At 61.9% G+C, this 11609-nt stretch carries 9 protein-coding genes; 6 read left to right on the forward strand and 3 right to left on the reverse strand.

Translation table 11 applies throughout. The features are described from left to right. Positions 1–2: 2 nt before the first annotated feature. Complete coding sequence (locus WDS16_RS20700; RefSeq protein WP_338887305.1) at positions 3–1910, forward strand: phosphoenolpyruvate carboxykinase (GTP); 1908 nt, start codon at positions 3–5, stop codon at positions 1908–1910. Next, positions 1907–2308: a DUF5313 family protein gene (locus WDS16_RS20705; protein WP_338887307.1), complete on the forward strand. Its 402-nt coding sequence runs from the start codon at positions 1907–1909 to the stop codon at positions 2306–2308. The genes WDS16_RS20700 and WDS16_RS20705 overlap by 4 nt, the downstream gene beginning before the upstream one ends. 87 nt (positions 2309–2395) lie before the next feature. Here WDS16_RS20705 and WDS16_RS20710 read toward each other — a convergent pair whose 3' ends face one another. Beyond that, positions 2396–3406 (reverse strand): zinc-dependent alcohol dehydrogenase, encoded by a 1011-nt coding sequence (locus tag WDS16_RS20710; RefSeq protein WP_338887309.1) that lies wholly within the window; start codon positions 3404–3406, stop codon positions 2396–2398. Between the two features lie 293 nt (positions 3407–3699). Between WDS16_RS20710 and WDS16_RS20715 the strand changes: the two genes are divergently transcribed. Beyond that, positions 3700–4692, forward strand: a complete 993-nt coding sequence (locus WDS16_RS20715) for a helix-turn-helix domain-containing protein (protein WP_338887310.1) — start codon at positions 3700–3702, stop codon at positions 4690–4692. Positions 4693–4813: 121 nt separating this feature from the next. Continuing rightward, complete coding sequence (locus WDS16_RS20720; RefSeq protein ID WP_338887312.1) at positions 4814–6079, forward strand: acyl-CoA dehydrogenase family protein; 1266 nt, start codon at positions 4814–4816, stop codon at positions 6077–6079. A gap of 124 nt (positions 6080–6203) precedes the next feature. On the opposite strand, the gene WDS16_RS20725 is transcribed toward WDS16_RS20720, so the two are convergent. Beyond that, positions 6204–8294, reverse strand: a complete 2091-nt coding sequence (locus tag WDS16_RS20725) for an HNH endonuclease signature motif containing protein (protein ID WP_338887314.1) — start codon at positions 8292–8294, stop codon at positions 6204–6206. 280 nt (positions 8295–8574) lie between these two features. On the opposite strand from WDS16_RS20725, the gene bla reads away from it, so the two are divergent. Both bla and WDS16_RS20735 read left to right on the forward strand, forming a co-directional pair. After that, positions 8575–9522, forward strand: a complete 948-nt coding sequence (bla, locus tag WDS16_RS20730) for a class A beta-lactamase (protein WP_338887316.1) — start codon at positions 8575–8577, stop codon at positions 9520–9522. Positions 9523–9657: 135 nt separating this feature from the next. Then, positions 9658–10719: a sensor domain-containing diguanylate cyclase gene (locus WDS16_RS20735; protein ID WP_338887318.1), complete on the forward strand. Its 1062-nt coding sequence runs from the start codon at positions 9658–9660 to the stop codon at positions 10717–10719. A 34-nt stretch (positions 10720–10753) separates the two neighbouring features. Here the strand turns inward: WDS16_RS20735 and WDS16_RS20740 are convergent, their stop codons facing one another. After that, a complete protein-coding gene (locus WDS16_RS20740) occupies positions 10754–11422 on the reverse strand; it encodes a TetR/AcrR family transcriptional regulator (RefSeq protein ID WP_338887320.1) in 669 nt (222 codons plus the stop codon). Between the last annotated feature and the right edge of the window lie 187 nt (positions 11423–11609).

An 11609-nucleotide genomic window follows, 5' to 3' on the forward strand; every position in this document is an offset into this window, starting at 1 on the left:
CCATGACTACAGCGAGCACCGTCGATCTCGACTTCAGCCGCGGACCGACCTCGCACCCTGAGTTGCAGCGATGGGTGGACGAGGTCGTCGCACTCACAACTCCCGACCGTGTCGAATGGTGCGACGGCAGTTCCGAAGAATGGACTCGGTTGACAGCTGTTCTCGTCGATCGTGGCACCTTCGTCGAACTGAGCGAACCCGCGAACTCCTTCCGGTGCATCTCCGATCCAGACGATGTGGCGCGCGTGGAAGATCGCACCTTCATTTGCTCGGACAACGAATCCGGTGCAGGCCCGACGAACAACTGGATGGACCCGGTCGACATGACGACCGTGTTGACGGAGCAGTTTCGGGGCGCAATGGCAGGACGCACGATGTATGTCGTCGCGTACTGCATGGGCCCCTTGGACTCGGCAGAATCCGAGTTCGGAGTCGAGATAACCGATTCCGAGTACGTCGCGGTGTCCATGAGCGTGATGGCACGTACCGGCACCGCAGTCTGGCAACGCATGGGCACCGATGCACGTTTCGTCAAGGGGCTACATTCTGTAGGCGCCCCCCTCTCACCCGGCCAGCAGGACGTGCCGTGGCCGTGTGACCACACCAAGTACATCAGCCACTTCCCGCAGACCCGGACCATATGGAGCTACGGATCCGGTTACGGCGGCAACGCGCTACTCGGCAAGAAGTCGTTTGCCCTTCGTATCGCCTCGACGATGGCCAGGGACGAGGGCTGGCTGGCGGAACACATGCTCATCCTCAAGCTCACTTCACCGACCAAAGATGTCCGCTACATCGCGGCGGCGTTTCCCTCGTCCTGCGGCAAGACCAACCTGGCGATGCTCGAACCGACTCTCGACGGCTGGACCGCAGAAACGATCGGCGACGACATCGCCTGGTTACGCTTCGGTGCGGGCGGGCAGCTCTACGCCGTCAACCCCGAAGCAGGCTTTTTCGGCGTGGCCCCCGGGACAGGGATGAAGACGAACCCGAACGCAATGCGCACCATCGCCGGCGGCAACTCCATCTTCACCAACGTCGCACTGACCGACGACGGCGGAGTGTGGTGGGAGGGTATGACGAAACAGGCACCCGATCACCTGATCGACTGGCGCGGCAATGATTGGACTCCGGACACCAAAACCGCTGCTGCACATCCTAATTCCCGCTACTGCACGCCCATCGAACAATGCCCCACGGCTGCCCCGGAGTGGAACGACCCTCAGGGAGTACCCATCTCGGCCATCTTCTTCGGCGGCAGACGCTCCACAACCATTCCCTTGATCACCGAGGCATTCGACTGGAAGCACGGGGTGTTTCTCGCCTCGATCCTCTCGTCGGAGACGACGGCGGCCTCGACAGGAACTGTCGGCGTGCTCCGCCGCGACCCCATGGCGATGCTCCCCTTCATCGGATACCACGTCGGTGACTACTTCCAGCATTGGCTCGACATCGGGGCCGACGCAAATTCCCCCAGAGCCCTTCCGAAGATCTTCTACGTCAACTGGTTTCGCCGTGGTGGCGACGGAGACTTTCTGTGGCCGGGCTTCGGTGAGAACCTCCGAGTCATCGACTGGGCTTTGCGCCGAATCGACGGACGGGCCGACGCCACCCATACCCCTCTCGGCTTCGTCCCCACATCCGATTCACTCGACCTCACCGGACTCGGCCTCGACCACGACGACCTCGAAGAGGCGCTCACTATCCAGTCCGAGGAAATGGTCGAGGAACTCACCCTCATCGATCAGTGGTACGCAACCATCGGTGGCAACAAACTCCCCGATGAGCTTCGGCAAGAACTTAATTGGCTCAAAGTGCGCCTGAGCACCTACACGAGTGGAGCTGCTACCGGCGCCGAACACCGCGAAATGCACTACTCCCCTATGTCCGACAGGAATCCCACACGATGACCCCCGCACCTCGACCCAATCGTGGGCAGGTCGCGCGCTACATAGCGGGGCGGCCGCTACCCGAGAAGTTCAATGACTGGGTGATCAACGACATCACTGGCCCCGGTTCGACGCGGCACTACGCCACGCGGTGCATCGTCCCGCTGCTCCCACTCTTGGGCGCTTGTCTGCTCGTGCCCGGTCCGCTGTTCATACGTGCAGGAATGTCGCTGATCCTCCTGCTGCCCTTCGTCTACTTCATGATTGCGCTCAAGCCCATCTACCAGCGTCATCGGTTGGTCAGCCACGGACTCGACCCCGCACTTCTGACGGCCCACAAACAGCAGGAAATCGACGACACGGTGGCGCGCTACAGGCTGCGGTACCGGCCTGCTCGTCGTTTCGAGGAGCCGATATGACCATACCGGTGATGTGGTGGACGGAGACCTCGAGAAGGCGATGGAAGTGAACAGCCCGACTTTCGGTCACATAGAGTCAACGGTAACTCAGAACTCGAATACGAGCCGCGCTGTCACCCGCCCAGCGAGGAGGTCGTCGAAGCACTCGTTGACCTCGTCGAGCTTGCGCGACACAGCCGAGACTGTGGTTCGCCCGGCATCGTGTAACGCGAAGACCTCGCGTAGGTCCTTCCGGGTGCCGACGATCGAGCCGAGTATGGAGATGCCCCCCACCACCGTTTCGAATATCGGCACGGGGATCACTCCATGCGCAGGCATCGACACGCACACCAGGCGCCCACCTCGCCGCAACGACCGGAATGCTTGGTCGAATACGCTGGGGACCACGGCCAGTACGATCGCGACATCGGCCCCGCCCAGCGCCTGGATCGCTTCCACCGGGTCGGTGGTCGACGAGTTCACCGTGTGGTCGGCTCCAAGTTCGCGAGCCAAATCCAGCTTCTGATCGTCGATGTCGACGGCGGTGACGAATCCGCCGGCGATCCTGGCGTACTGCACAGCCATATGGCCCAGTCCGCCAATGCCGAAGATGGCAACACGTTGCGCAGGCGTCACGCCTCCGACTTTGACTGCTTTGTATGTGGTCACCCCGGCGCACGTCAATGGTGCTGCGTCGAAGGAGGAGACTCCGTCCGGAACGCGAACGACGTAGCGCGCGTGGGCGACTGCGTACTCGGCATAGGCACCGTCCAGTGAATAGCCACTGTTCTGCTGCTTCTCACACAGCGTCTCCCACCCGGACACGCAATGGTTACACTCGCCGCAGGCCGATCCGAGCCATGCGATTGCGACACGTTCACCGATTCGGTCTTTCGACACCTGTGACCCGACCGCATCGATAACACCGATGCCTTCATGCCCGGGAATGAAGGGAACAGTCGGTTTCGCCGGCCAATCGCCCTGTGCTGCATGAATATCGGTATGACACACTCCGCAGGTTTCCATCTTCACCAAGACCTGATCCGGTCCAGGAGAAGGAATAGGGATGTCCTGCACTACCAGGGGCCCGCCGAACTCGGTGACGACAGCAGCTTTCATGAGATGTCCTCCAGATTCTCGAGCAGTGCCATGCTCGATGGTCGAGCGATGCACGTTCTCCCATCCTCGCCGCCGGAATGGTCACGAGTGAGGGCCGAAAGTCATCGACGTTCGAGGACAAATCTGTACTCTCAATGCCCGGCACCTCGGCGTGAGCCTTGTGGAAGGAATTTGTAACGCAAAATCATCCCGCTCCTTACAACCGCGTTCTAGTGTTTTCTCACCTGAAACTGGATGCGGAGCGCTCTGTGACTGCCTTTTGGACTACCCGAGATCTAGATATGCCTGATCAGATGAGCTACTGGGCTGACGTACTGTGCCAGGCCTTCACTCCGCTGGCACCGTGGAGGTCTCGCGATCACATCGAACGAAGCTCGGTAACGTCCGGACTACCTGGATGGGTGCGTTCGAATCAGGTCGGCGGTAGCAATGCCGCGGAAATTGCCTCGTGCACTCAACGGATCGAGCACGGACACCGCGAAGTCGCACGGACGGCGGAAGACGTCGTGTTCGTCAATTTGCAGTTGGACGGACACTGTCTGACCACTCAGGACGGCCGACAGTGCATGGTCTCACGTGGTGAGTTCACCGTGGTCGATTCAACCCGCCCGTATCGCTTGGAGTTCGTCGAACCAGAGGAAGAGGGATCGCTGTGGCGGGTGCTGTCTTTTCGACTTCCGCAGGCCCAACTCGCCGATGTGACAGCTCCCGACAGGTCCACCACCGCGCGCAGCTTCGGAGGCACTTTCGGATCGGCTCGTCTCCTCAGCGCGTTGATGCTCGAGACGTGGCGCAGTGACTCGTCGTTCGCCTCGGTCGAACGGCAGATGATCGGCGCCGCGCACGTCGATCTATTGCGCGCGGTGCTCGGTGGTGCTGTAGAGCAGGAGAGTCGACGCGGCCACGACACCGACGACCTGCTGCGGGTCGCTGCCGGACGCTACATCGAGACGCACCTGCCATTCGGTCGCGTAACGGCGGCGGATACCGCGCGACACCTGGGAGTGTCGGTGCGCGCCCTACATGCCCTGTTCGAACGCTCCGACACCACCTTCGGCACCCTCGTTCGCCAGCGCCGGGTGGAAGCGTGCCGTCGGGACTTGGCCGATGCCCACAACGACCGTTCCATCGCGTCCATAGCTGCGACGTGGGGATTTTCCGACTCGGCGCATCTCGCCAAAGCGTTCCGCTCTCGATTCGGCTGCAGCCCGACCGACTACCGCAAGTCCATGCAGTTCTCGCAGCCACAACTGGATTGTCGCAGGCAACAGACGCTGCTCGCGTAATCTGCACGATTCTACCGAGGTCGGTGCAGTCGGATACAAGACCGAGCCGATGGTCTCCAGAGATGCTTGGAACGAGGCAACGTCGCCCGTCCACTTCTTCCACAGCATCGAGGAGCCCCCGATGACCTTGAGCTTCGAACTCAGCCCTGAACAACTTGCTGTACGCATGATGGCGCGTCAAGTGGCCGACGACATACTCTCCGGCGTCGCACCGGCGATCGCGTCCCTGACGCGACCGGAAGACCGCTTCTATGCACTGGAACCGATCTACAAGCAGCTCGCAGGACTCGGATTCGTGAAAGGGCTGGTTCCCGACGAGTACGGCGGCGCGTACTTCGACAACCTGACCTTCAGCTTGGCCGCCGAGGAACTCGCACGGGTCGACATCAACGTTCCCACAGCGCTTCTGGGTACCGGTCTCGGTTTGAACCCGATCATCAACTTCGGCACGCACGCACAGAAGCAGCGCTGGCTTCCTATGTTCTGCGACGGCACTGCCCGACTCGCAGCAATCGCCTACACCGAGGTGTCAGGCGGAGCCAACTACGATTCGCCCGACCCTTCCGTCGGGGTTCGAACCTTCGCCCGGCGTGACGGTGACGAGTGGGTCCTCAACGGCGCAAAGCACTACACAACCAATGCTTCCGGGTGGGACGGAAACGGTGCCGACCTCATCAGCGTTGTGTGCCGAACTGATCCCAGCCTGCCACCGTCGGAATCGCTCGCCGTCATCGTCGTCGAACGTGGCACACCTGGGGTCGAGATCACCGACATGATCGACACCATCGGGCACCGCGCAACCAACTCTCCCCGCGTCGAATTCACCGACGTGCGAGTACCGGCGACCAACATGATCGGCAGCCCGGGTGACGGCCTCGACATCGTCAATACGGCCTTCTCCTGGACCTGTTCGTCGATCGGTGCCGCGTGCGTAGGTCGAATGCGCGCAGCCTTCGACTATGCCTACGAGTTCGCCAAGACCGACCATCGTTCCGGGCCTGTGCCGGTCATCGACTACCAGAATGCGGGGTACATGCTCGCTGACATCAAGACTCGGATCGAAGCCGTCCGCTACTTCGCGTGGAAGGCCGCAGATCACTTCGACCGCACCGGTGGCAAAGACCGCGAGCTTGCCAACCAGGTCAAGGTCTTTGCCTCAGAAACTTCGGTTCAGGTCGTCTACGACGCCATGCGCTTGGTCGGTGTCGATGCCTACACGAACCTGACCCCGATAGCCGCAATCATGGAAGATGTCCTCTGCTTCCCGGTCTACGACGGCGGAAACATGGGGGTCAGGCGGCGCAACATCCACACTTTGCTCAAGCAGGACGGTTTCGATCCGCTCGCCGCCTCCGAGAACCGACTCTCAGTCGCCAGCCCAGCATGACGTAGGCCACGGTAGACAGTGCCGCACGGCAAACAGTGCCGCACGGTAGACAGTGCCGCAGTCGGGACGCCACACCGCTCCCCGGCTGCGGCACGCGGCGCAGGCGGGTGAGTTCGGGGGCTGTTCAGAATGGTGGGTAGCGGTAGCGGTCGCGTGCTGTGACGATGGCTCGGTGTTCGAGGAACCGTTCTCTGAGGAAGATCGCTTCGTCGCGGGCTCTGGGGTCCTCGAGTCGGGCGATGTCGCCGAGTGAGGGCACGAAGGCTGCTCTGTCGGTGTCGATCAGATCGCCCCACTCGCTGTTCTCGCCGATGTTGGTTTCCCACCATGTGGGTTCGTAGAGGTCATCGGCGGGTCGCTCGCGAACAGATCCCGCTGCCGCCGTCTCGGGAGCACATGGGTCAGCGACGTGTTGGTAGTAGTGATCGGTCGCGGGGTCCGGTGATGGTGACGAGGGCCGGTTGTGGACGAAATCGTCGGGAACCATCACCGAGCCGTACGTCGAGGGTGTGATCCTGCGTAGACCCGAACACGAGGTCCAGAAGATCCCGTCTCCGTTCAATCGTGCTGCGGCCCACAGCTTCAGTGTTTTCGCTTGGTGATGGTAGTGGCACAGTGGTTGCAGATTCGACAGGATCGTCCAGCCACCGGCGACCGGGTCGTTGTGGTCGAACGGGACGATGTGGTCGATGTCGCATCGGGCTGCGGGCACACTGCAGCCCGGGAAGGTGCACGTGCAATATGTTGCGCGCGTGAGCGCGACGAGTTCTGCCGATGGCCGGTAGGTCAGTGCCCCCGGTGGTGGTTCGGTCATACCGCCGTGACCGTCCGGGTCACTCCCCGCCGCCAGTGACGGGTCCGCTGCGGCTGCGGCGAGGAAAGCAGCAATAGCCTCCGACAGTGCCACCTCACCTCCCGCGGAGGACCGTGCACGCCCTGCACCTGCCACAGGTGAACGAGTTTGTCCGGGTGCCGGATCGGGAAGCGACGCGGCAGGACGAACCCGGCCCCGCGCGATGATCCGGAATGCACGCGGTCCACCGGCCGACCCGGAATTGGCGACACCACCACCAGACTCAGGCGCGGGAGCTGAATCAGGTGTGCCAGTGCCCGCGGTGTCAGTGTCGGTTCCCGTCTCCGGTGCCGGCACCGTTTCGGTCTCTGGTTCGGCCACAGGCACAGGCACAGGCTTGGTCTCAGTCTCAGTCACGGACTCGGGGGCGGGGGCCGGTTCGGGGCTCGCCTGTGCCCGGGCAGCGTCGAGCACTTCGGTGAGAAAGACCTGCCATCGAGCATCACCGGCGATCATGCGCGCGGTCTCCGGATCGAGGACGGTCCCATCACCGAGAGTGGCCGGGTCACCGGACAATCCGAGCAGCGACTCGATACTGATCATGATCTGCAGCAGATGCGTACGGCGAGGCTTCATCAAATCCGCAGCACCACCGACCGCACACCCCTGATGGCCACACAGGCACGCGATCACATCCTCACGGTGAATCAGCGCAATCAACGCATACCCACGCAACTGCTTCTTGCTCCGCGGATCACGCGAACACACAGTCCCGGCCAACTCCTCGAGAAGGGAGTCACATTCGGCGCCCTCGAGCGCCGTCATCTTCGCAAACAAACTCGCCATACCGTCATCGCATCGCTTGATGCTCGCGCACCGTTCCTCGGATTCGGCAGCCTTTCGTGCCGCGTTCGCCTCGGCGTCGTCATGGTCGATCCACCGACTCCACACCCGCTCACGCAGCGCCTTGGCATTGCAGCGATACGCTGCAGCCAGCACATCAGCCTCGATCGCCTGCACCGTCTCATCACTGGCCTTGACCAACGTCAACGCAATCGCCCGCACCCGCGAATAATCCAGATCACCCGCAGCGAACGCAGCATCGACCCCATGCAGACGCCACGCCAACTGCTTACCGACCACGATCATCTCCCGCGTGACCGTCCGAGACAGCGACAGCGCCACCGCTGCTTCACATTCAGCAGCCCTCTCCGCACGCGCAAGATCGGCATCCCCACCGGCATCGAACAGCTCCGCCTCCGCACACACCCGGAAATCGACAAGACCGTACAACCGACGCACAAGGACCGCCGACGCAACATTCTCAGCACGCCGGGCATCGGACAAGCCGACCAGCAAGCTCGACACACCCAACTCGGTCTCGCGTCGCCACTCGTCCATATCGCCCCCCGGCATCCCCATAACACGAAGACTACTCGAACACCTGTTCGAATACAAGCCGTGCACGGAAACAGTGCGCCAAGGAATCGATTTGGTTCAACGGGGCGCCCTCGAACGAGATCGGAATGCACGCAGCGCTCGCGGCCGGCGATGCGTACATCAAGCTCCAACACGCAGTAGCGTCGTCATTCCGATTCGCGGGTAGGGTTTCACCCGACCGGAAGGATCAATACATAGGCGATCCTCATCTTCGTTGTCCCACTGCCGATGTCGACATACCTGAAGAAAGCAGTCGCTGAATATGCGCTCCACCAGTCGTCGATTCGCCCCTGTGGCGGCCGCATTCGCGTTGTTGCTCACTGCATGTGCCGAACCGCAATCCACCCCACTGCAACCCTCCGGCCCTACTCCGGCGTCATCGACCGTTCGGACGTACCAGCCTGCGCCAATCGATGTCTCGACTGACATTCACAACCTCGAGCAACGATTCGACGCGAGAGTCGGAGTCAGCGCGCTCGATACCGAGACCGGAGAGACGATCAGCTATCGCGGCGGGGAACGATTCGGGTTCGCGTCGACACTCAAAGCGTTCGCAGCTGCCGAGTTTCTACGGCAGAGCACCACCGAGGACCGCGACGAACTCGTGCGGTGGACTCGATCCGATATCGACCGCGCGGGCTACTCACCGGTGACAACCGAACATCTCGACACCGGGCTGACTGCCGCCGAACTCGCCGAGGCAGCCGTCCGCGAGAGCGACAATACTGCGCTGAACCTCGTACTCGACCGTATCGGTGGACCTGAAGGCCTCGACGACGCCTTGGAACGGCTCGGCGACTCAACTACCCAAGTCGTCAACTACGAACCGAGATTGAACACCATCACCTCCGACTCGATCGACGACACCACCACAGCAGCAGACGCATTCACCGAGAGCATGACTGCGCTGCAACAAACCAGCTATTCGACCGCGAGCAACCGTTCGATTCTGCTCGACTGGATGAGCGGCAATGCCACCGGAGATCCCCTTGTTCGCGCGGGCGCACCCGCTGGATGGGCCGTCGCCGACAAATCAGGTGGCGCCGGGCCGATTCGCAACGACATCGCCGTCGTCACGCCGCCAGAACGCTCACCCGTCGTAATTACAATTCTGACCGAGAAGACCAACCCCACAGCGCAATTCGACAACGAACTCGTCAGCGAGACCGCAGCCGTCGTATTGCACGCTATCGAGGACGGCGCCGCCTGAGGCCGCCCGAAGGTCGACGGCGAGGGGGTTTCCACAACCGTAACGTGGTTCAGCACCTACAATCGGAACCCTTCGGACGCTGACTCAGTCTGTCCGCCGCACATGCTCGATTGTTCACCACGAAAAGACGACCCTTTGTCCCCATGGAAAGCAGCACGTCTACCGCCGTCACTGCACGTCGCGGCTTTTCGTGCGCTGCATGGCGTGACGTCGAGGATTCATCACAGTCTCGACCTGACTACGACACTCGGCGCGATCACGCAGGGCGTGGTCGATGCCGCCGGGTTCGAGGTTGCAGCAATGAACTTCGTTCGAGCAGACGGATGCACAGAGGTGGTCTCAGTCGTCGGAGACGAAGATGCGCGCAGATCGTTGATGAACACGGTGCAAACCGAGGAATTCTGGACCCGCATGACAGCGGCCTCCCGCCCGCTTGGCAGGTTGCGCTTCATCGACGGGTCGGAGAACCCCGCGGTCACGGAAATGGACAACGGGATCTGGACGAGCACGCGACAGCACTCGAACAGCCCCAACGCGTGGCATCCAATGGACTTTCTGTTCGCGCCGCTACACGGGTCTACCGGGCGATGGCTCGGAATGCTCGCAGTCGACTTGCCCGTCCATGGCCTCAGACCCGGTCCCGAACAGTGCGAGATCCTCGAGTTGTTCGCCGATCACGCAGCACTCGCCATCGAGCACGCCCAGCTGCACGACGACATCCAGAAGAGGGAGGCCGAAGCGCGCTACGCCGCCCGGCACGATCCGCTGACAGGTCTCTGGAACCACGCGCGATTGAAAGAAGAGCTGACCGAAGGACCCTCCCAGGAGTCGACTGCGGTGGTGGTCGTCGACTTGGACAATTTCAAAGGCGTCAACGATCGCTTCGGACATCTCTTCGGTGACCGAGTGCTGCAATCCGCCGCGCACCGAATACTCGACGCGGCCAGCCCGGACGACATCGTGATCCGTACGGGGGGAGATGAATTCGTCATCGTACTTCGGGGAACAGATGCCGAATCCAGAATGCGCACGCTCGCGAGCACGGTGGCTGAGAGCATGACTCGCCCCATCGACATCGACGCCCGGCTGTGCACCGTGCACGCAAGCATCGGTACCGCCTACTCGCCCGGTGGAGGACTACTTGAATCTCTTCTCGTCGAGTCCGACGCCGACATGTATCGGCGAAAGAACTCCTGAACTGCCGAACTACCCGCGGCACAACGGGAGCCAGCTACTTCCCGGCGAAAAGCAGCAGGGTGTCGCGAACACACCGCTCCACGAACTCCTCGGTGACCTCACGGCCGCTGACAAGAATTCGGAAATACATAGGTGCAACGAGACTTTCGATCACATCGTCGGAATCGATATCGGTACCGATCTCGTTCCGCTGCTGCGCTTGCTCGATGATGTGCCGGGCAATCTCGAAACGCGCAGCGTAAAAGGCCGTACGAGCCTCGTCGATCTCAGGGTCACCCGACAGCGCATAGACCGCACGTAACAGTCGCCGCACCTCTGGACGGCCGATCAGCATTGCGACCTGTTTGGCGAGCGTCATGAGATCCTCGGCCAGACTCCCGGTTCGCGGGGGAGGATTGTTGGCCACTGCCAGCTTCATCACCGCTTCGCTGACCACCCCGGTACGACTACCCCATCGGCGATAGACCGTCGTCTCCGCTACGTTCGCACGAGCCGCGATATCGGCCACCGAAATGGTGTCGATCTCGCGCTCGGTCAGCAGAGCGAGCGTGGCGGTAAGCACCTGCTCCTGTACGCGAGCACTACGGCCACCCGGTCGCTTCGACCTCGTTCGCGGCTCGCCGGACGCGGCGAGGTCCGAGCTCGGGACGTCCGCGGTCCGGGCGGTCGGGTCCGGCTGCGCGCCGGCATCGGTCGATACCATCGCGTGAAGAGTACCGCGTGCCTCGTTTAAGCATTTTCCCCGTTAACGCTATCAATTGTGGCCTTAAGTCTAGTATCGAGACACATCGAGCAAGAGCAGTACATTCACCGAACAGGCGAAAGCTCCAGCTCGGCTCAAAGGAGACGGAGCGGGCGTGATCACACTCATACCCCCGACATTCGGGACC

The organism is Rhodococcus sovatensis, from assembly GCF_037327425.1.
Taxonomy (GTDB): Bacteria; Actinomycetota; Actinomycetes; order Mycobacteriales; family Mycobacteriaceae; genus Rhodococcoides; species Rhodococcoides sovatense.

Bases quoted from the DNA above. Each gene is read 5' to 3' on its own strand.
- WDS16_RS20740 (WP_338887320.1), bottom strand. From the start codon at position 11,422: ATGGTATCGACCGATGCCGGCGCGCAGCCGGACCCGACCGCCCGGACC.
- WDS16_RS20715 (WP_338887310.1), top strand. From the start codon at position 3,700: ATGAGCTACTGGGCTGACGTACTGTGCCAGGCCTTCACTCCGCTGGCA.
- WDS16_RS20710 (WP_338887309.1), bottom strand. From the start codon at position 3,406: ATGAAAGCTGCTGTCGTCACCGAGTTCGGCGGGCCCCTGGTAGTGCAG.
- WDS16_RS20700 (WP_338887305.1), top strand. From the start codon at position 3: ATGACTACAGCGAGCACCGTCGATCTCGACTTCAGCCGCGGACCGACC.
- WDS16_RS20705 (WP_338887307.1), top strand. From the start codon at position 1,907: ATGACCCCCGCACCTCGACCCAATCGTGGGCAGGTCGCGCGCTACATA.
- WDS16_RS20725 (WP_338887314.1), bottom strand. From the start codon at position 8,294: ATGGGGATGCCGGGGGGCGATATGGACGAGTGGCGACGCGAGACCGAG.
- bla (WP_338887316.1), top strand. From the start codon at position 8,575: ATGCGCTCCACCAGTCGTCGATTCGCCCCTGTGGCGGCCGCATTCGCG.
- WDS16_RS20720 (WP_338887312.1), top strand. From the start codon at position 4,814: ATGACCTTGAGCTTCGAACTCAGCCCTGAACAACTTGCTGTACGCATG.